This window comes from Marvinbryantia sp., from assembly GCF_047017445.1.
Lineage (GTDB): Bacteria > Bacillota > Clostridia > Lachnospirales > Lachnospiraceae > Marvinbryantia.
Map to the genome: position 1 here is coordinate 49,176 of NZ_JBKXTT010000002.1, position 21,988 is coordinate 71,163.

Sequence of the window (21,988 nt, forward strand, 5' to 3'; positions counted from 1 at the left end):
TTCGGGATGTTTTCTACTCATCTCAACGCAAATGCCATCAGATCAATCTGCCCCGCTCCGTGATAATGAAAATACAGCGGCTGTATTCCCTCCACCGGCGTCAGCTCTGCTCGCAGCACTGTCCATTTTTTTGTGGAAAGGCGGACGGGGATCCGTGCAATCGCTTGTTTTCCCTGTTCATCTGTACTCACGATCAGGCTGCCCCCTGCTTTTCCGCGCACCTTTACGGCAATGCCCTTCGGATTTTGAAGATCGAAATATTTAAAACCTGCCGCCGCCCCGTCCCGCATATTAGCGATGTACTGGCGCGCCGTCCGGTCTCCATCTTTTTTGTCCTGTGTAAACCAGGGATATGCCTCATAAACTTTTCGGGTATTCCTGATGTCATATCGCCCGACTCCCTCTTTTCCACGAAGATTACAGGCAATACGCGCCTCGTAGACGCCCCTTCCTCTGAGCGGTCCGCCGTTTAAACCGCAGCTTGTCATCTCCGCCTGCGCAAAGCTTCCGTCCGCTCTGCGCTTTAGTTTTTCCGCGCAGGTCTGCCGCGCGTAGGAATTGCGGTGCGTATGCCGATGATAGAAAATATAATACTGTCCGTTCAGATACAGCATCCCGCCGTGATTATTGCCGGTAAAATTGCGCGCATGTTTTTCGTCCGCGATGCCGTCCAGAAAAACGTCGCCGTTGCTGATCAGCGTTCCGCCGAAGGAAAATCTCCGGTCAGGATAATCGCTTACCGCATAGCAAAGCTCGTGATTATGCCTGGATGAATACACAAAATAATATTTTCCCTCATATTTACGGATAGAGCTCGCCTCAAAAAATTCGTGGTCTGCAAACGAACCCGGTCCCTGCTTGGGAAACAGCAGCTTCTGCGGCGTTTTGATCGTCGTCATATCCGGTTCCAGCTCCAGCACATAGCCGCCGTCAAATTTCAGAGCGCAAAATCCCGTGACCGCCGCCGGAACAGGCGTATAAAATCCGGAATACAGATATACGCTTCCATCGTCGTCAACCAGCACGCCGGGGTCGAACGGGAAGGAATCGCCCTTTTTTCTGCCCCAGATCGTTCCGTCCGGATAGTGAATATGCCCGTAAAATGCATACGGTCCCGCCGGATGATCCGCCACCGCCACGCCCATCATTCCCATAAAATCAAAGGCGTAATAGAGATAAAATCTGCCGTCCGCGCCCCTCGCCACGTCCGGCGCAAAAAGGAGCCGCAGTCCGGAACGGTTCTTCGGATCCTGGCTTTTCCGGTAAATCACGCCCTCATATCTCCAGTTGCCCAGATCATCCGCCGGAGCCGACCAGCACACATAATCATTCATGCAGAACATCGGTCCGTCAAAGCGGTCGTGCGAGCCGTAGACATACACACGCCCGTCAAACAAGTATGGTTCCCCGTCCGGGATGTATTCATATCCTGGAAGATAGGGGTTAAATGCCTGCGTCATACAATTCTCCTTTCTCATCCGAAAACAAAAACTCTGGCATTTACCAGAGTTTTCAGTAGCGGAAGGGAGATTTGAACTCTCGACACCACGGGTATGAACCGTGTGCTCTAGCCAACTGAGCTATTCCGCCATATTTAATTATATGTGGCATCACCTTTCCGATGGTGTACACATAAAAAGTGGGACCTATAGGGCTCGAACCTATGACCCTCTGCTTGTAAGGCAGATGCTCTCCCAGCTGAGCTAAGATCCCACAGGAAGCGGACAAAACCTGTCCACTTCCATAGTATACTATCTGACCGCGCTTTCGTCAAGTATTTTTTACAAAAGATGCGCTCTTATTTTTTACAAAAGATGCGCTCTTAATTCCTCGCCGCTCTTCGGGGAGAGATACGCCGGTGCGATGTCAAACACCGTCTTGCATCCACATGCGCCCTCATCCGCCAGACGCTTTGCCGCGCGCGCATACGCCACCAGCACGCTGGAGGTAAATTCCGGATTAGAATCCAGTTTCAGACGGTACTCAATGATATGCTTGTTGGTTCCGTCGCCGGTTGCTCCGCTGCGGATGACAAAACCGCCGTGCGGGATCCCCTTATGATTTTTATCAAGCTCCTCCTGGCTGATAAACGTCACCGTTGTATCATAATCTGCAAAATAATTCGGCATATTTTTGATCTCCGACTCGATGCGCGCCAGATCCGCGCCCTCCTCGGCAACTACAAAGCACTCTCTGGTGTGCTTCTGTCTGGTCGTCAGATCCGGATTTTCTCCGTTTCGCACTGCTTCCACTGCGCTTTCCACCGGAACCGTGTACTGTCTTGCATCCAGCACACCCTCCACTCTGCGGATGGCGTCGGAATGCCCCTGACTGACGCCTCTTCCCCAGAAGGTATAATCCTTTCCGTCCGGCAGGATCGCATTGCCGTACAGACGATTAAGGGAAAACAGTCCCGGATCCCAGCCAACGGAAATAATGCCGACATGACCGCTCTCTTTCGCCGCTGCATCCACATTTGCAAAATGCTCCGGGATTCTTGCGTGCGTATCAAAGCTGTCGATGACGTTGAACAGCTTTGCGATCTCCGGCGTCTGCTTCGGAAGATCCGTCGCGCTGCCGCCGCAGATGATGCAAACATCGATGTCATCCTTCTTCGACGCCAGTTCGTCATAAGCATAGACCTTTGCGCCCTCCGTAGAAATCTTCACCGAAGCCGGGTCACGGCGTGTGAACACGCCCGCCAGCTCGCAGTCCTCGTTCTGTTTGATAGCGGCTTCCACGCCGCGTCCGATATTGCCGTAGCCTACAATTCCAATTCTGATCTTGTTCATATCCTTAAATCTCCTTTTTTCCAGCCGGAAACTATGTATCCGGCTTTTCATCCTTATCCCACGATAGTTTAACACGTTCCCGGCGCTGCGTCAAATTCATATAACTATATGCTGCAATGCATATTTTGCATATACCTTAATATGCCCGCGTCTCCCGGATACTCTCCAGATCCATCGTGGTGTCGAAGTACGCCTCTTCCATATACTGGATCTTGTCCACATGCTTTCCCGCCGCCAGGGAATTGATGATTTCCTGCAGCTTCGGTCCGTGCAGCGGATTGCACTCAAACACCGCGTTGATGTCGCCTGCTATCATCGCGTCAAAGGCTGCTTTCACCGCGTCAAAGGAGAGGATGATGATGTCTCCGTCCGGTCCGCAGGTTCTGCCTGCCTCCTTGATCGCGTCGACCGCGCCGAACGCCATGTTGTCGTTTTCACAGACTACCACATCGATATCCGCATATTTTTCGAGCAGCGTCTCCATGACCTCCTGCCCCTTCGCCTGTGTGAAATCGCCGTCCAGCATCTCCAGCATTTCCCAGTTATCGTGCCGTCTGAGAACCTTGTCAAAGCCATTTGTGCGTCCAATCTGCGCCGTCGCTCCCGTAGTTCCCTGTATCGTGACAATCCGTATCTTTTCCTCAGCTCTTCCTTCTTTCTCCAGATAAGCCTCCAGCCACAGCCCGGCATCCTCGCCCTCTTTTTCCGCGTTGGTTCCGAGCCAGCAAGTGTAGAGTTCCTCGTCCACATCCGCCATACGGTCATCCATAATCACCGGTATTCCGGCATCCTTCGCCTCCTGCAGAACCGCTTCCCATCCAGTCTCCACGATCGGTGCAAGTACAATATAATCCACTTCCTGCAGAATAAAGCTACGCAGCGCCTTAATCTGGTTTTCCTGCTTTTGCTGCGCATCCTCAAAAATCAGATAAAACCCGTTTTCTTCTGTCAGCGCCTCCTTCACGGACTGCGTATGAGCATTGCGCCAGTCCGATTCCGAACCCACCTGTGAAAACCCTACTACAATCAGATTTTCGTCAACCTCCGTAATCTCCTGCATTCCCGTATACTGCTGTTTTTGCTGCATATTCCCCGCCGCGCATCCTCCGCACAGCAGCAATGCCGCTCCTGCCACGATTCCTCTTTTCATCCGCATCCTTTTCCTAAAATCCTTCCTGTTTCGCATTTTCTCCATCATAACATATCCCGATAAGGGTGTCAAAAAATCATATTTCCAGACTTACAGGCAGTTTACGAAAAAGTTACTGTTCACATCGTTCACAGTAACATTCGCAAATCCATTTAAAATTCGCTCCGCGAATGGGATTTGCTCACACCTGTATCACTTTCTTACCTTCAAAAAGAGGAACCGCTAACCGCGGTTCCTCGCCCAAAAATTTTCATATGTTATTTCTTGCTGTCCTTAATTTTCGCAAAAACACTCTGCAAAATGATAAAGAAGCAAAGCAGGATTGCCGTAATAATATTCGACCACGAGCTAATCAGCTTACCGTTCGTCTTAACCAGCGACGAAATGGTACCGTTAATCAGCACACCCACAAGAGAACCGAACACGTTTCCGACACCGCCCGTCAGCAGCGTACCGCCGATAACCGCCGAGGAAATCGCGCTCATCTCCAGACCCTGCGCCTGCTGCGTAGTACCGGCCATCGTATTCAGACAATAGCAGATTCCGCCAATCGAAGTGAGGAAGCTGGAAAGAACATATGCCTTCAGCTTTGTTTTCTTTACGTTCAGTCCCATCAGTGTAGCGGACTGCTGGTTGCCGCCGATTGCATAGATGCTGCGTCCGAACTTTGTATATTTCAGCATCAGGTAAACAAGTACCACCACAATCAGTGCAACGATAACCGTTACACGCAGATACGGCATCTGCATGATACCCTTCTTATTCTCATAGCCGCCAAACGGAAGCTCAATCTTCAGACTTGACAGCGTGGTAAAAATCTTATCCGAAACAATACTTACCTGGTTTCTGCAGATTACTGCCGTCATACCTCTGGCAAAGAACATACCCGCCATCGTAACGATGAACGGCTGGATATCCAGATAAGCGATACAGAAGCCCTGTACCAGACCGAAAACCAGACCGATTGCCAGAACAAGCAGCATCAGCGCCGGGCTGCTCCAGCCCCACTGCTCAATGCCGACCGCCAGAATCATACAGTCCATCGCAACCAGAGAACCAACCGAGATATCAATACCTCCCGTCAGCATGACGCAGGTCATACCACTGGCGACGCAGATAAGTCCGGCATTGTTAATCAGAATATTGAGGAACGTCTGCAAATGGGTAAATCCCTTGGACGCATAAACGATACAGCCCGCTGCGTACATCACTATAAACAGCACAACGGTAATCAGCAGCAACAGACTATTGCTGTTTATCTTTTTCTTCATGCCTGTGTCGCCCCCTTTGCCATTTCTCTCTTTTTGCCCAGTCTCTTAAAGAAATCCTTTGCCGGTTCCGACTGGATAACAACGATCAGAATTACGACGATTGCCTTAAATACCGGGGACTGCGCCGTGGATACGCCGAGCGCCAGCAGCGTCGTATCAATTGCCTGAATCGTGTAGGCACCGATCAGAGAGCCCGCCAGGTTAAATTTACCGCCGCCAAGGCTGTTGCCGCCGAGTGCAACTGCCAGAATCGCATCCAACTCCATATTCAGACCGATGTTATTTGTATCGGCGGAATAAATGCGGGAGGTTGCCACCATACCTGCCAGACCTGCACAGAGACCGCAGATAACATAACAGAGAAGAATAATCTTTGCAGAATTAAATCCGGCGATACGGGAAGCCTTCTTATTGATGCCGACGCTCTGGATATACGTGCCAAGCGCTGTAAATTTCAGTACCAGCGCCGCGACCAGAATACATGCCGCCGCAATAATAATCGGGGTTGGCATAAATCCCACGTAACCGCCGATTCTCTGGAAGGACGGCACACGCACATACACAATCTGGCTGTTACACAGAAGCAGACCGATGGCTCGCCCTGCCGACCATAGTATCAGCGTCGCCACCATAGGCTGGATATTCATATAGGCAACCAGAAATCCGTTAAACAGACCGCAGACACAGGCAGTTAAAAGACCTGCACCAATACCGACAATCAGCGGAACCGCATAATTGGAAACATTGGTATTTCCGTATCCTGCCAGCAGCATACAGCACATACCGCCGTACAGACTCATAACGGAACCTACCGAAATATCTGTTCCTGCAGAAGAAGATACTACCAGCGTCATACCGATTGCCAGGATCGCCGCTTCCGTTCCGCGGTTCAGGATATCGATCAGACGGCCGTACAGCACTCCGTTTTTAATGGTAATCGTAAAGAAATTAAGCGGCGGGTTTCCACATGCCACATCGTAGACCACGTTAATCAGCATAACGAGAATCATACTGAAAATCGGAAGAAACAGACGCTTCTGCGTTATCTTTTTCAAACTACTCATTACTGTCACCTCCTGCAATCGCTTTCATGACATTCATCTGGTTCATATCCCTTTCCTCAATCTCTCCTACCTTGACGCCATCGCGCAGAACCGCCATACGGTTGCAGGTACGGAGCATTTCTTCAATTTCCGATGAGATGAAAATCAGGCTCTTTCCTTCGTCCGCCAGCTTCAGAACCAGCTTCTGGATTTCCGTCTTTGTTCCGATATCAATACCGCGGGTAGGTTCGTCCAGAATAAGGAAATCCGGATCCGTCGCCAGCCAGCGCGCCAGAATTACCTTCTGCTGATTACCGCCGGAGAGCTGCTTGATCAGCGTTTCACGGCTTGCTGTCTTAATCTGCAGCAGATCGATATACTTATCCGCAATTTCAATCTGCTTCGCCATCGGAATGCGCTTCATGATGCCCGCCTTCGCCTGGAGCGCCAGAATGATATTTTCACGCACAGACAAATCTCCGATAATGCCCTCCGCTTTTCTGTCATCCGGGAGAAGTCCCATGCCCAGATTCATGGCGTCAATTGGATTTTTAATCTTTACTTCTTTTCCATTTACCTTCAGCGTACCGGTCTGGTTTCTGTCCGCGCCGTAGATAACGCGCGCCAGTTCGCTGCGCCCGGAGCCCAGAAGACCAGTCAGACCGATAACCTCTCCTTTATGGATATCCAGGTCAAACGGTTTAATCGTTCCGGCATGGCTCATTCCCCTCGCCTCGATTACCAGAGGTTCTTTATGTTTGTCGCCGCTTCCCTCTTTCTTAATGGAGGCAAGGTCATCAAAGTCTTTACCCATCATCGCCGCTACCAGCTTTACACGCGGCAGATCTGCAATGTCATACTCACCGACAAGCTGTCCGTTTCTGAGCACCGTGATTGCGTCGCACACTGCATACACCTGCTCGAGGAAATGGGTAACGAAGATGATGCCCACCCCTTTTGCTTTCAGACGGCGCATCATCACAAACAGCTTTTCCACTTCACGGTCATCAAGAGAAGAAGTCGGCTCATCCAGGATCAGCACCTTGCTGTCCATATCCACCGCACGCGCGATTGCGATCATCTGCTGCAGCGCCAGTGAATAATCTTCCAGATTTCTCGTCACATCAACGTCAAGCTCCAGCTCTTTCATGAGCTCTTCCGCCTGCTTGTTCATTGCCTTTCTGTTTACCGTACCGATTTTTGTCAGCGGCTCTCTGCCGATATAAAGATTTTCCGCAACAGAAAGGTTCGGACACAGGTTTACTTCCTGGTACACGGTCGCGATTCCTTTATTCTGTGCATCCATCGTGTCCTTATTTACAATCGGCTTATCAAAACCGTCCAGATAAATCTCTCCGGCTTCAAATTTATTTACACCGGTCAGACACTTGATAAGCGTCGATTTGCCGGCTCCGTTTTCACCCATCAGTGCACGTATTTCGCCTTTCCTCAAAGTAAGGCAGGCGTGGTCAAGCGCTTTTACGCCAGGGAATGTCATGCAGATTCCCTGCATTTTTAATACTACACCAGCTTCCAACACACTTCCTCCTTCCTACACCATAAAAAAGAGGGGAGGTACCCATTTACTGGGATGCTCTCCCCTCCCGTTTCTTTCACTTAATCTGAATCAGTCAGCAGAAATTAGTATGCACGACCTGCCAGGATCTCTTCTGTCATCGTTGTTGCGAATTCGCTCTCGATACCCGGTGCACAGAAAGCTTCATCTGTGATAAGTGTGGTTGCTTCGAACTCTTCGCCAGCTTCCATCTGCTCGATAACGCCCTTAACTGTTTCAGCCTGAATCGGGTTGCACTCTACGTCAAGGTTGATCTTGCCGTCCAGTGTGTACTGAAGTCCGTCATGTGTAGCATCGTAGGAGATAAGGATAACATCGCCGCCAACACCATATGTAATACCTGCAGCATCCATTGCATCCATTGCGCCGTATGCTTCGTTATCATTCTGGCAAACAACTACGTTGAACTGTCCTTCATAGGTCTTGATGAAGGATTCCATAACAGCCTGTCCGCCGTCCTGTGTGAAATCACCGGACTGAGAATCCAGCAGCTCCCACTCGGAATGCTCTGCCATAACCTCTGCGAAACCATCTGTACGTCCGATCGCTGCGGATGCGCCTACAGAACCTTCAATCTGAAGAATCTTTGCTTCTGCGCCGTCAAGCTGTTCTGCCAGCCAGTTTCCTGCTGTAACGCCCTCATCATACGGAGCGGTTCCAACCCATGCGTCATACATGGAAGCGTCTGCTTCGATCTCACGGTCAGCGATGATAACCGGGATACCTGCATCCTGTGCTTCCTGAAGTACCGTATCCCATCCTGCGGACTGGATCGGAGCGATAACGATGTAGTCCATTCCCTGTGTGATGAAGTTACGAACTGCTTCCAGCTGCTTTGCGTTGTCATTGTCGCAGTCAATCAGAGACAGCTCATATCCGTTTTCCTCTGAGAAAACATCCTCATAATTCTTGGTGTTTGCTGTACGCCAGTCAGACTCATGTCCTACCTGTGCGTAACCGATCGTAATCAGGTCGCCCTCTGCGGATACACCAACTGCCATAGAAGCAACAACTGCTGTGCAAGCTAACATACCTAAAACCTTTTTGTTCATTTGAAAAATCCTCCTGTTCTTTTTTTTCGTTCTCCAGCCCTTCCGGCTATGATAGTAGTTTACACCGTCCGGCTAAAAAAAGAAACAGAAGGATTTTCTAAATTCGTACAATATTTTTTGGTGATTTTGTATGTTTTTTCTTCCAAAGTTGGTTTTTTTTAGATAAAAGTTAGTTTTTTATAGCGGGAAGCTCCACGCGCACCTCGGTTCCTTCCATAAAAGTGCTGGAAATCCAGATGCCGTATTGTGCACCATAGTTGAGCTTGATGCGCTGGACCACGTTGAACAGCCCGAAGCCGGAGGGATCGCCGTTGTCCGCCTCGTTTTTGTTCATCTCGCGCTGCACCTGCGCCAGGCGCTCGCCCGTCATCCCCTGCCCATTGTCCTGCACGAGAAACACCATCCTGCCGGATTCCAGATAGCCGGTCACCAGGATGCGTCCCTTGCCGCGTTTGTTTTTGATGCCGTGATAGAGCGCGTTTTCCACAAGCGGCTGCAGCGTCAGCTTTAAAATCTGATAATGGTACATTTCCTCCGGAATATCGATCTCGTAGTCCAGAATATCCTGATAGCGGAACTGCTGGATCTTCAGATAGCTGCGGATGTGCGACTCCTCTTCCTGCACCGTGATGTAGTCGCGCCCCTTGCTCAAAGTCGTGCGGAAGAAATCGGAGAGCGCCGTCACCATCATGACCACCTGCTCCGTCTGGTTCGCCTCCGCCAGCCAGACGATCGTATCCAGCGTATTGTAGAGAAAATGCGGATTGATCTGCGCCTGCAGAAGCTTCAACTCCATTGATCGCAGATTAAGCTGCTCCACGCGGATGTCCTCGACCAGATTGCCGATGCGCTCGACCATCTGATTGAAGCCCTCGCCCAGCTCCGCCAGCTCCTCATCACTCTCTTCAAGCTCGGCGCGCACGGTAAAGTCCCCGCGCCCCGCCTTTCTTGTCACCGTACGGAGCTGCTGGATGCCATTCGTGAGGTGATGGGTGATCTTACCGCCCAGAAACAGTGCGCCAATAAGCACCGCCGCGCTGATGACAATGCTGATCTTCACCGCCCGCGACACATCCGCGCGCACGCCCTCGCGCAGCGCCTCCAGGTTCGTCGCCTCATAGTAGATGTACTCCTGCACCTGCTCCTGGATAAGCTGCGTGAGAATGCGGATATCCAGATCCAGACGCTCCATATTTTTATCGTACATGCCACTGATCTGCGCGTCCCGCTTGATCTCCACTACCCGGTCCTCCAGGGTGTCCAGCGACTTCACGAGCCTGGCGAGCTGATTTCTGGCATAGTCGCCATCCGCCTTTTCCGCCAGATCCTGAAATGCCTCCCGCGCCTGTGTGATCAGTCGGTTCGGAAGCTCCGTATCCACCAGCTCCGCCGCGCGCTCGGAATTCGCCACGATAACATACATCGTGTAGTCCACATCCTCCTTAAAGCTGATGTTGTACACATTTGCCTGTGTGATGTTCGCTACGATCGCATCGTAGCGGTCCGAAAAGCGCAGCACAAGAGACAGCAAATACACTGCCACGATCGTCAGCGGCACAAAGCAGACCGCCAGCAGCACATTGATACGTTTGTTGAGTGAAGAGCCTTTGTGCATCATAATTCCTACTCTTTTCTGCGGTTTTTATAGTCCTTCGGGCTGCAGCCCACGATTTTCTTGAAAATGTAACTGAAATAATGAGAGTCCTTGTAGCCCACCTCGTAGCCAATCTCCGCTGTGCGCATACTGGAGCACATCAGCAGCTCCTTCGCCTTGTCCAGACGCACCTGCGTCAGATATTCCACAAAGGTCTGCCCCATCTCCGCGCTGAAGATCGCACTGAAGTAGCTGGGGCTGATATTCACCTGGGACGCCACCGTGTTGAGGGACATATCCTCCCGCTGATAATTTTCCTGGATGAATTTGCGCGCCTCCTCCAGCACTGCACTGTATTTTTTCATGGAATGATGGTCGCGCAGCTTTAAGGTTTCCACAAATAAACGGCTCACCTGCTCGCGCATACTCTCCGGCGAGGTTGCCATCGCCACGATCTCATTGATGTCCCGGCAGCTTTCCGGCATATCGTCCGTGCTGATCTTCAGCCCTGCCAGAAAGTCCGTTGTCATAAAATAAAGATCCATCACCACGTACTGACGGTAAAGCATCGACTGATAATTCTGCTCGCCGATGTCCAGGAAGTACTCGTCCAGGAAGTTGTCGACCTCCTCCAGTGTGCCGCTGCGCAGGAATTTATCGACCAGCTCCCGCTCTTTTTTCTTTGAGCGGATATTGCTGACGTCGATCCGGTTTTCCTCCCCGCTGTGCAGGCGGACGACGTCGGTGGAGTATAATATCTGGTTCGGCTCTGTGAAAAAGCGGCTGGCAAACGCCTTTCCTGCCTCCCGGTACGAGAGCGGAATATCGCCGAGACGCCGCACCACCGTGCCGATACCGCCAAAATATTCCAGATCCGGATAGCCGTCCACCAGCTCCGTCAGCTCTCTTCTGCACGTTTCCAGGCACTCCTGGGCTTCCTCCTCCGACTGTGCCTTGATGAGGAATACCCAGCCCTCCGAGCTTCGCTCAAAGGTAAGCACATTCTCCCATCCGGCGCTCATCTCCAGAATCTTATCCGAGACCTCGATGGTATCCTTCGAGCAGCCGGTGGAGTCCCCGCCCTGCATGATCTTAAAGAGAAATACCAGATAGGCGGATGCCGTGAAATCCATCCCGACCTTCTGACCGCCTTCCAGAAGCTCCGCCGTCGTCAGCTTGTTCGCTACCAGCGCGTTCCAGAGCTTTTGCTGCTCCAGATGGACGTTTTCTTCCATCTCCTTTTTGTAGCGCTCCATCATGCGCTCGTACTCGCGCTCTTTTTCAATAAGCGCGCCGACCTCCTTCACCGCCTCCAGAAGCTTTGCGGAGCTGATCGGCTTTAAAAGATACTGCGTGACGCCGATGTTGATCGCCTGCTTGGCATAGTCAAATTCATTGTAGCCGCTGAGGATCAGGATCTTGATCTGCGGCAGTTCCTTTTTGACGATGCGGCTCAGCTCCAGACCGTCCATAAACGGCATTTTAATATCGGTGATCAGAATATCCGGCTTTTCCTTCTTTATAAGCGGATAGGCCAGCTCTCCGTCGCTGGCCTCTCCTACAAATTCGAATCCTTCTTTTTCCCACGGAATGTTATTTTTAATACCATTCCGCATAACTACCTCGTCTTCTACCAAAAATACTTTTAACATCTGTTATTTTCCCTGTCCGTAATACGCGTTTGCCCCATGCTTTCTGTAGTAATGCTTGTCCTGCAGATCCTGCGGAGCCGGCTGTACCTGCGGATTGATCATCTCGCAGCGCGCCGCCATCTTTGCCACTTCCTCCAGAACTACGGCATTGTGCACCGCCTCGTGCCCATCCTTGCCCCAGGTAAACGGTCCGTGATTTTTGCAGAGTACCGCCGGAACCGCTTCGTAATCCTTATCTTTGAAGAAATCCACGATCAGCAGACCGGTATTTTTTTCATACTGCTTAAATTCATCCCCGGTAAGGCAGCGCGCGCACGGCACCTCTCCGTAAATGTAATCCGCGTGCGTCGTGCCGTAGCACGGAATGCTCCGTCCTGCCTGCGCCCAACTCGTCGCCCATGCGGAGTGCGTATGTACCACGCCGCCGATCTTATCAAACGCCTTGTAAAGCTCCAGGTGCGTCGGTGTGTCGGAGGAGGGATTATATTTTCCCTCCACCTTATTTCCGTTTAAATCCATCAGAACCATATCATCCGGCGTCAGCTTGTCATAATCCACGCCGCTCGGCTTGATCGCGAAAATCCCCATCTCGCGGTCGATCTCGCTGACATTTCCCCAGGTAAAGGTCACCAGTCCATATTTCGGAAGCAGCATATTTGCTTCGTATACCCGTTTTTTCAGATCCTCTAACATTTTTCCACCTCGTCTGAATTTTTATACCGTCTCCACTGCCGCGCGCTCTACTGCCATCGCTTTGGTGTAGTTTTCAATAAACTTGTTGAAGCCTTCCACATCCGCCGGATCCGGGCTCAATGTCTCGCCCTTCTGCCCCGCGAATACCTTGTTGTTCAGGTATGCATCCAGGGTCTCGCCCTCTTCTTTGTTCTTCATGTAGGCAGCCAGAAGCGCGATACCCCATGCGCCGCCCTCGCCTGCCGTCTCCATGCAGGTAACCGGAACGTTTGCCGCAGCCGCCATGATGCTCTGGCCGACGCCCTTTGTCTTGAACAGACCGCCGTGTCCCATCAGCTCATCCAGCGCAACATGCTCCTGCTCAAAGAGGATATCCATACCGATTTTCAGCGCTGCCAGCGAGCTGTACAGATGGGTGCGCATAAAGTTCGCCAGATTAAATTTCGCATCCGGCGTGCGCACAAACAGCGGACGTCCCTCGTCGAAGCCCGTCACCGGCTCGCCGGAGAAGTAGCACCAGGACAGCAGGCCGCCGCAGTCCTTGTCGCCCTCCATCGCCTTGTTGTACAGCGTGCCGAATAATTTATTCATGTCGACCTCCATACCGCAGGTTTCCATAAACTCGCGGAAGAGCCCTACCCATGCGTTCAGATCGGAAGTGCAGTTGTTGCAGTGTACCATCGCCACCAGGCTGCCGTCCGGCGTGGTGACAAGGTCAAGCTCCGGATACGCTTTGGAAAGCTCCTTCTCCAGAACGACCATCGCGAAAACAGAGGTTCCTGCGGAAACATTTCCGGTGCGCTGCTTTACGCTGTTGGTCGCCGCCATGCCGGTGCCCGCGTCGCCCTCTGCCGGGCACACCGGAATGCCTGCCTGCAGCTTTCCGCTCACGTCCAGACGCTTTGCGCCTTCCCCGGTCAGCACGCCTGCGTTTTCACCGGCAACCAAAACCTTCGGCAGAATATCGCGCAGCTTCCACGGGAAGTTTTTCTCCGCCACCAGCGCGTCGAATTTCTGCACCATCGTCTCGTCGTAATCCTTCGTCTTCGGGTCGATCGGGAACATACCGGAAGCATCGCCCACGCCGAGCACCTTTTCGCCGGTCATCTGCCAGTGAATGTAGCCCGCCAGCGTGGTAAGATATGTGATGTCCTTTACATGCTCCTCACCGTTTAAGATCGCCTGATAGAGATGCGCAATGCTCCATCTCTGCGGGATGTTGTAGTTGAACAGGTCAAACAGCTTTCCTGCCGCCTCGCCCGTCATGGTATTTCTCCAGGTGCGGAACGGCACCAGCAGCTCGTCCTTCTCATTGAACGCCATATAGCCGTGCATCATCGCAGAAAAGCCGATCGCGCCGATATTAGTCAGCTCCAGGTCATACTGCTTCTTTACATCCGCCGCCATGTCTGCGTAGGCGTCCTGCAGACCTGTCCAGATGTCATCCAGCGTGTAGGTCCAGATATTGTTTTCCAGACGGTTCTCCCACTCGTGGCTGCCTGACGCGATCGGGTTGCTCTCAGAGTCGATCAGCACCGCCTTGATCCTGGTGGAGCCGAATTCGATACCGAGCGCTGTCTTTGCGTTTTGTATATCTTCTTTAATCAGATTGATATCTCTGCTCATGTTCGTTTCCTCCTATCTGTACACGATGCTGCCAAGCTGCAGATCGCGCTTGAAGTTGCGGATGGTGGTATCCTTGTCGATGTAAACCGCCTCGATGCCCATCGCGTTTGCCCAGTCGCCCATCTGCTCCGCCGTAAGATCGTAGCTGAATGCGGTGTGATGCGCGCCGCCTGCAAGGATCCATGCCTCTGCGCCGGTCTTTAAGTTCGGCTGCGGCGTCCAGAATGCGGTTGCAACCGGAAGCTTCGGCATCGGCTTTTCCACCTTCTTGCACTCTACTTCATTGATGATCAGACGGAAGCGGTTGCCGAGATCAATGAGTGATGTTGCGATCGCCGGACCGGTCTTGGAGGTATATACAAGACGCGCCGGATCTTCGCGGTCGCCCATGGAAAGCGGGCACACCTTAATGCCGATCGGACCGTCTGCAACAGACGGGCAAACCTCCAGCATATGCGCCTGCAGGATGCCCTCCTTGCCCGGCACCAGATTGTATGTATAGTCTTCCATGAAGGAGGTACCCTTCGGATTCTTCACGCCCGCCGTCATGATCTTCATCAGGCGAACCATTGCCGCGGTCTTCCAGTCGCCCTCGCCGCCAAAACCATAGCCTTTTTCCATCAAACGCTGGATAGCAAGTCCCGGAAGCTGCTTCAGCGCGCCAAGATCGCCAAAATGCGTAACGATCGCCTGATAGTTTTTCTCCTCCAGGAATTTTTCAAAACCGATCTCGATGCCTGCCTGCACCGCTACATGCTCCCGGAATTCCTTCGGATCTCTGCCCTCCAGGATGATGTCGTATTTGCTGTAGTATTCCTCAACCAGCGCGTCGATCTCGTTCTGCGGTACCGCCGCCACATACTCTGCGATCTCGTTCACCGGATAAGCGTCGATCTCCCAGCCAAATTTAATCTGCGCCTCTACCTTATCGCCCTCCGTCACGGCAACATTTCTCATATTGTCTGCGATACGGCACACGCGGATGTGGCTGCTCTCCATGATACCGATCGCCGTCAGCATCCAGGACGCGATCTGCTCCTGCACGTCGCGGTCCTCCCAGTAGCCCATGATCACCTTGCGCTCGATTCCCATGCGGGATACGATGTGACCGTACTCGCGGTCGCCGTGCGCCGACTGGTTCTCGTTCATGAAATCCATGTCGATCGTGTCGTACGGGATCTCACGATTGAACTGCGTGTGGAAATGCATGAGCGGTTTGCGGAACTCCTGCAGTCCCAGGATCCAGGACTTCGCCGGGGAGAACGTGTGCATCCAGGTGATAACGCCCGCGCAGCTCTCATCCGCATTCGCCTCGTTGAACGTCTTGCGGATCAGCTCGTTGGTGATCAGCGTCGGCTTCCAGACGATCTCATACGGAAGCACCCCCGATTTATTTAATGCATCTACGATAATTCTGGAATGCTCCGCCACATGTGCAAGGCACTCATCACCATAAAGATCCTGTGAACCTGTACAAAACCAAAACTTGTAATCCTTTGCCGCTTTCATTTTAACCCTCCTGTAAGCATAATTTGATATCATCCAGTATACACCAAAAGGAGTGCAAAGGACAAGTTGTGTTTTATAGATTTTTGTTGAATATTTTTGTATTTATAAAACCACGCACCAGTTTTCTGCATATGATCCCTCCTCCTGTACTGTCCACATACCTTGTAACAGGTTTGTTACTGATAGATTAACATGTAAAAATGCTTTTCGCAAGACAATCAAAAAATCCTCCGGATAGCCGTCCGGGGGATTTTCGTCTGTCACTCTGCATGGAGTAACGCTTTATCTTTTTGCCTGCTGGCATTATAGCATATACCGTTTTAAAATGCAATATTCCTCAAATATCTTTTTTCACATTTTCAGTCCCAAAATGTTACTGCTTATTCAATTGTCACACTGCTTCCGGTACCTTCCGCACCGCGTTTCTTGGTAATGATAATCTTTTTGTCGATCCGTTCTTTTAGTTCTGCCACATGGGAAATAATTCCTACCATACGATTTCCTTCCGAAAGCTCTCCAAGCGCTTTCATCGCCTGATCCAGAGCCTCCTCGTCCAAGGAACCGAACCCTTCATCCACGAACATGGAATCCAGCCGGATCCCTCCTGCGTGAGACTGGATTTCATCGGACAACCCCAGCGCCAGTGACAGAGATGCCTGAAAGGATTCGCCGCCGGAAAGGGTTTTGACGCTTCGCTCCGATCCATTGTAATGATCGATAACATTCAGCTCCAATCCGGCTTTCTCCTTTTTATTTTCGCCATCCTCCTGCCGTTTCAGCTCATACTGTCCGCTGCTCATCGTCATCAGCCGCAGGTTTGCCCTGCGTAAGATCCTGTCCAGATACGCCATCTGCACATAGGTTTCCAGCTCGATCTTTCGTTTGCCTCCGAGAGCTCCGTTTGCCGTATCGGACAGCGATTTTACCCACATGTACTCCTGTTCCACCGCTATCATAGCTTCCTGCCTGCCCTGAACTTCCTGCAAAATTCTCTGATTATTCCGGATTGCAGCATCCTGTGCTGTGCGCTTTTCCGTAAATATCATCTTTTTCTCAAGACGCTGCTGCCTTCTTTCGGAAATCGCCTTCTCATCCAGCCGCTCCGCTGCCTCAAGCTGACCCAAAAGAGTGTTTTCTGCGGCGCGAAGCTGCGTCTCTTTTGTCTTGCCCTCCCGCCAGTTTTCCTCCGCCGCCCCGGCCTCCTCCTCGATCTGTTTTTTCTGTTTTTCCAACGCCGTAATCTGCTGCTCCATCTCCTCTTTCGAACGCCCGTCAAGAGCACAGAGAAGCTCCTCACGCTGCTGCATAAGTTTTACATGATCTGCTTTCAGACCAGCCAGAGTAAGACCGAGCTGCTGGATAGCATCTCCAAGCTCTGCGATTTTCCGCTCTCTGGCAGGAATCTGCTGCTCCAGCTCTTCCTTTTGCTGAAGCTTCCGCTCATTTATACCGATTTCTGCCTCTGTCTCCTGCAAAGCCTCGCCAAGCATCCGGACTGCCTGCATCATCCACTGCGCCTGCTGCTCCTCCGGTTCCGAAGCTGCCATCTGAAACGCATCCTTCCAGGGCATGTCCCTTCGCATAAGACAGCGTACCTGTTTCCGTTTCTCTTCTGCCTTTTTGCTTTTTTGAACCTCCAGGGAACTAAGCAGCTCCTGCAGTCTCTCTCTGCAGCCGGAAAGACGTTTTTCCGATGCCGCTTTTCTTTCTTCCGCCTGCTTGCGAAGCCCGATTTCCTTCTCCGTTTCCCTCTGCTGTCTTTCATTTTCCTGTATCAGGGACGCAAGCCCAAGCAGGGCATTTTCTGTTGTTCCGGCAGAATCTGCCGGCTCCCCGATATGCGTTTCCGCCTGCGTAAAGGCATCCCGGATCTCGTCCAGATGCAGAATCCGTTCTGCCTCTTTACACATCTGCTGCTCAAGCGCCCGGCTTCTGCCTGCCAGATCGTCCGCTTCCCGTCGGATTTCTGTGTTTTCCTTCTCTGCCTGCTCCAGTTCCTTCTTAAGCTTCTGCTCCTGCTTTTTCCACGCTTCCTGATTTCGTCTTCTTTCTTCCGCCTCCTTCAGGTTATTGGAAAGCTGCACTTCATAATTATCCAGCTTCTGTCCGATTCTCTGAAGAAGCCCTTTTTCCGGTACGGCTTCCCCGCTGCTTTCAAAAACAGCAAGCTCTTCCTCAAATCCCGCCTCCTTCGCCGGAAGCTCCAGGGCTGCTTTTTTTAGCTGCGACAGCTTTTCCAGCTTCTGTCCGTCTGCACTTGCCTGCTCTTCCCGTTTTTGCTGAAGCATCTGCCGGAGGTTTTGTATTTCCGCTTCTTCCTGTTCAAGCAGCGCCGTTAATTCCTGCTCTCTGTTTTTTTCCGCATCCGCTTTTTCCTGCGCAAGGACAAGCTTCTGTTCTTCCTGCGTCAGCGCCTCTTTTTTCGCAGCAATTTCTGTGCGAATCTGTTCCAGTGAAATGCGCTCCCAAAAGGCCTTTGCTGCTTCCTGAATTTCTGCCTTTGCATCATCAATCTGCTCCCTTTTATGACCTGCATCACTGCTCAGACGATGGGTTGCTTCCTCCGAAACGGAAAGCACTTTCTTTTTGACCTCCAGCTCTTCCTCCTTCAGTGCTTCCCCCGATAACCGTGCCGGGGATGGATGATGAACGGCTCCGCACACAGGGCATGGTTCTCCTTCCTTCAGATGTTGTGCCAGCACCCCTGCCTGTTCATCTAGAAACTGTTTTTCCAGACCGTGATACTCTGCTCTCAATTTCTCTGTTTTTTGGAATGCCTGTTCATACCGGACCAGCATCTGCTGATATTGTGTTTCCGATTCAGATAGCTTTTTTACTTTCTGCTCCAGTTCCTGCAGCTTTTCCTTTTTTTGTTCAACAGAATCCTGCTCCCTGGAAAGATGCAGCAGCCGGAGATCCGCCCCCTTCACATTCTCCCATTCTTCCTTATGTTTCTGATATTCCTTCTGACACGCCTCTTCCTGCGCAGAAAGCCTTTCCATTTCTTCCGCTGCTTTTTTTGAAGCTTTCTCCAAAGTCAACAGCGCCTTTGCAAAGCCTTTGTACTCCCTGTTTTTGCCCTCCAGTTCTGTAAGGCGATGGCTGCATTCCAGCTCCGCCTCACCGGCATTTTCCACTTCCAGAAGCTTTTCCCCAAGCTCCTCCAACGCCTTTTTCAAAGCAGAAATGTCCTTCTCCGAAGCATCAAATGCTTTTTTCCGGTTCTGATACTGCCCTGCTGCCGACGACCAGTCTGATTGGTACTGTTGCAGGCTGTTCTTCCAGGAAAGATACGTTTCCTGTTTGCCCTGCAGGAAAATCAAAACACCATCGCGATCCTTTCGCTGTGCGATCTCCCCCTCCAGCCTGCGGATCTCCTCCTGAAGCTCCGTCTCCGTCTGCTTCTCCTTTTCAAGCTCCTTCCCCTGTTCTTCTTCCGTCTGCGCAATATCTGCCAACGCCTGCTCTGCGGCCGCAAGCTCCTTTTGGCACTCCTCCAGTTTTTCCCTGCGGTAAAGGAGCCTTGTTTTTTCTTCCCCTGCATTCTGCAAAGCAGCAAGACTCTGCTTTGCTTCTTCAAGCTGCCGTCCCTGCTCCTGTCTTTCCTTTTCCGTTTCTTCTCTGGAGCTGCAGAGGCTGTCTATACGCTCCTGCGCACCTTGTATAAGCGCCTGTGTCTCCTCCAGATTTTTATATTTTTCCATTTTTTCGCTGCAGGAGCGGAGCTGTTCATCCAATTGCCCTGTTTTCTTCAAAGCAGACTTTGCCGCTTCCCATAAAGCTTCCTTTTCTTTTAGCTCTGGCAGCAATGCCGCTAACTCTTCTCTGCACTTTTCCAGTTCTTCCTGACGCTGGCGGTTCTGGCTTGCTTTTCCGAGAAGCTGGTCGTCGCCCGCGATTTCTTTTTCGAGACTGCCGATCTCCTGATTCAGCTCTTCGAGCGCCTGCTTCTCCTGCTGCAAAAGCTCATCCAAAAGCTCCAGCCCGCGCGCTACATTTCCCTCGAATCCTTCCTTTTTCAGGCGCTCCAGCTCCGGAAGGAAGGGAGAATCTTCTTCACATGTCACACTGCTTAAAGACTGGTTAATGCTCCTGCGGATCTCGTCATAATCCCTCCAACGGTTTTTCACCTCATCCCGCAGACAATTCTGCAGCTCCTGAAACATTCCCGTGTGGAAAATCTGCCGGAAAATTTCGCTGCGCTGTGCCGTTCCAGCCAAGAGCACCTTTAAAAAATCCCCCTGGGCGATCATGGCAATCTGGGTAAACTGACGATAATCCAGCCCGATCAATTCCGTTACCGCTTTTGTCACTTCTCTGGACTTTGTAACCGGCTGGCGGTCGTCCGGATAGACAAGCCTGGCATCGCTCTTCTGCATAGTGAATCCGGTGCCCCTTCCCTTTGGGCGCAGGTATTCCGGATTGCGCACCACCGTATAGGATTTCCCCTGATACAAAAATCGCAGTTCCACGTAGGTCTGCGTCTCAGGCTTTGCATATTTGCTGCGGAACATTCCGGAATCGCGAACCTCACCGCTGGCTTCTCCATAAAGGGCAAACGTAATGGCATCAAAGATCGTAGTCTTTCCTGCTCCCGTATCTCCGGTAATGAGAAAAAGCCCGTGGTCTCCCAGCTTTTCAAAATCAATCTCTGTCGTTCCCGCATAGGGACCGAAAGCGCTGATGATCAGCTTTTGTGGTTTCATATCGTTCCTCCCTACTTATCAAAGCCCTTTTCCTGAAGCTTTTGAATCAACCTTTTGACAAAAATCTGCTGCTGTTCACTCATCGGTCTGTTATTCTGCAACTCGAAAAATTCCTCAAAAAGTTCTGCTTCCGACTTCTGCTCTACAGCCTCAGCAGCCTCTACACTGCGGTTTTCCCGTGTTCTTTGATTATCATATTCCAGCCGCATAAGATTGGGATAAATAATGCGAAGCTTCTGCATTCCGTCCGGAATGTCCTCCTCATCGGTCAGAGTAATCTGTAAGTAATCCTCCGTGTTTATCCCCTCATAAAACGACTTTTCCGTTACCTGAAGATACGTTCCCCGGATTTTGCGCATATCCCGAAGGGGCTTTAAGGGAATGGTTCTGATTTCGATATTTCCTTTTTCCTTCAATTCGGCAATGGTGACGGATTTTTCCTGTTCTGCCTCGGAAAAGGAATATTTTAACAGTGTCCCGCAGTAGCGGACCGTCTCTCTGCCTACCCTCTGGGGACTGTGGAGATGCCCAAGCGCCGCATAGTCAAAGCTGTCGAAAAGAGACGCATCGACCTGATCCAGCCCGCCTACCAGAATTTCCTCCGACTCACACCTGCTGGCGCCAGTCACAAACTGATGCGCTACAACGACATTGCGCCTGCTTTTGTCAATCTCGATTTCTCCGATCGCTTTTTTCAAGGCGTCCTGATAGGTGGAAATCTCTGCCTCTTCAAATACATGACGCACGGAAGCGGGTTTTAAAAACGGAAGCAGATAAATGCATACTTCTCCGTATTGATCTGTAAGGACAATGTTTTGCACCTTTCCGTCGTATACCTGAGAAATATAGATGCCTTCCCGCTCCATCAGCTGTGCCCCGAAGGACACCCGCTCCACAGAATCATGATTTCCGCTGATGACAAAAACAGGGAGCTTTCGCTTTGCAAGTCTGGTGAGAAAGCTGTCAAATAACTGCACGGCCTCTACGGAAGGGATGGGCTTATCGTAAATATCTCCCGCCAGGATCACTCCGTCCGCTCCCTCTCTGTCCAGCAAAGAGATGATCTGCGATAATATATATTTCTGATCCTCAATCATGGAAAACTCATTTACACGCTTTCCAAGATGAAGGTCTGATAAATGCATCAGTTTCATACCCTGCCTCCTAATCTGTCCCGGATAGTTGTTTTTTTACAGTATAACATACCGATATCAGCGGCTCAATGGATTTCTGCGATTCACCTCACAGAGTTTCTTTTTGCAGGACAATCAAAAAACTGCCCGCGCAGTTTTTCCTGCGAAAGGCAGTTTCTTTATAGAATACC

Annotated in this window: 14 protein-coding genes and 2 tRNA genes; all 16 read right to left on the reverse strand. The window is 51.3% G+C overall.

The genetic code is table 11. From position 1 onward, the window contains the following. Positions 1-17 precede the first annotated feature (17 nt). On the reverse strand, positions 18-1,460 hold the full coding sequence (locus tag ACLU9Q_RS02270) for a family 43 glycosylhydrolase (protein WP_298512308.1): 1,443 nt from the start codon (positions 1,458-1,460) through the stop codon (positions 18-20). A 56-nt stretch (positions 1,461-1,516) separates the two neighbouring features. Beyond that, a tRNA-Met gene (locus ACLU9Q_RS02275) sits at positions 1,517-1,590 on the reverse strand. A gap of 50 nt (positions 1,591-1,640) precedes the next feature. Continuing rightward, positions 1,641-1,713 (reverse strand) — tRNA-Val (locus tag ACLU9Q_RS02280). A 92-nt stretch (positions 1,714-1,805) separates the two neighbouring features. After that, positions 1,806-2,792, reverse strand: a complete 987-nt coding sequence (locus ACLU9Q_RS02285) for a diaminopimelate dehydrogenase (protein ID WP_298512310.1) — start codon at positions 2,790-2,792, stop codon at positions 1,806-1,808. A 136-nt stretch (positions 2,793-2,928) separates the two neighbouring features. Next, entirely contained in the window at positions 2,929-3,948 is a 1,020-nt protein-coding gene (locus ACLU9Q_RS02290; RefSeq protein ID WP_334295197.1) for an ABC transporter substrate-binding protein, read from the reverse strand. 251 nt (positions 3,949-4,199) lie between these two features. Beyond that, on the reverse strand, positions 4,200-5,213 hold the full coding sequence (locus tag ACLU9Q_RS02295) for an ABC transporter permease subunit (RefSeq protein ID WP_296834697.1): 1,014 nt from the start codon (positions 5,211-5,213) through the stop codon (positions 4,200-4,202). Beyond that, positions 5,210-6,277, reverse strand: coding sequence for an ABC transporter permease (locus ACLU9Q_RS02300; protein WP_006862943.1), 1,068 nt, complete (start codon positions 6,275-6,277; stop codon positions 5,210-5,212). The genes ACLU9Q_RS02295 and ACLU9Q_RS02300 overlap by 4 nt, the downstream gene beginning before the upstream one ends. Continuing rightward, complete coding sequence (locus tag ACLU9Q_RS02305) at positions 6,270-7,793, reverse strand: sugar ABC transporter ATP-binding protein (RefSeq protein ID WP_412624611.1); 1,524 nt, start codon at positions 7,791-7,793, stop codon at positions 6,270-6,272. Before ACLU9Q_RS02305 ends, ACLU9Q_RS02300 begins: the two co-directional genes overlap by 8 nt. A gap of 104 nt (positions 7,794-7,897) precedes the next feature. Next, positions 7,898-8,884: an ABC transporter substrate-binding protein gene (locus ACLU9Q_RS02310; protein ID WP_296834702.1), complete on the reverse strand. Its 987-nt coding sequence runs from the start codon at positions 8,882-8,884 to the stop codon at positions 7,898-7,900. 169 nt (positions 8,885-9,053) lie between these two features. Further along, positions 9,054-10,502 (reverse strand): sensor histidine kinase, encoded by a 1,449-nt coding sequence (locus ACLU9Q_RS02315; RefSeq protein WP_298512315.1) that lies wholly within the window; start codon positions 10,500-10,502, stop codon positions 9,054-9,056. A 5-nt stretch (positions 10,503-10,507) separates the two neighbouring features. Further along, on the reverse strand, positions 10,508-12,130 hold the full coding sequence (locus ACLU9Q_RS02320) for a response regulator (protein ID WP_302592336.1): 1,623 nt from the start codon (positions 12,128-12,130) through the stop codon (positions 10,508-10,510). 3 nt (positions 12,131-12,133) lie between these two features. Continuing rightward, entirely contained in the window at positions 12,134-12,823 is a 690-nt protein-coding gene (locus ACLU9Q_RS02325; protein ID WP_302592337.1) for an L-ribulose-5-phosphate 4-epimerase, read from the reverse strand. Positions 12,824-12,844: 21 nt separating this feature from the next. Next, a complete protein-coding gene (locus ACLU9Q_RS02330) occupies positions 12,845-14,449 on the reverse strand; it encodes a xylulokinase (protein ID WP_302592338.1) in 1,605 nt (534 codons plus the stop codon). Positions 14,450-14,461: 12 nt separating this feature from the next. Further along, positions 14,462-15,958, reverse strand: a complete 1,497-nt coding sequence (gene araA, locus ACLU9Q_RS02335; RefSeq protein WP_296834713.1) for an L-arabinose isomerase — start codon at positions 15,956-15,958, stop codon at positions 14,462-14,464. 380 nt (positions 15,959-16,338) lie between these two features. Further along, on the reverse strand, positions 16,339-20,664 hold the full coding sequence (locus tag ACLU9Q_RS02340) for an AAA family ATPase (RefSeq protein WP_302592339.1): 4,326 nt from the start codon (positions 20,662-20,664) through the stop codon (positions 16,339-16,341). A gap of 11 nt (positions 20,665-20,675) precedes the next feature. Further along, complete coding sequence (locus tag ACLU9Q_RS02345) at positions 20,676-21,818, reverse strand: exonuclease SbcCD subunit D (protein WP_302592340.1); 1,143 nt, start codon at positions 21,816-21,818, stop codon at positions 20,676-20,678. Positions 21,819-21,988 lie beyond the last annotated feature (170 nt).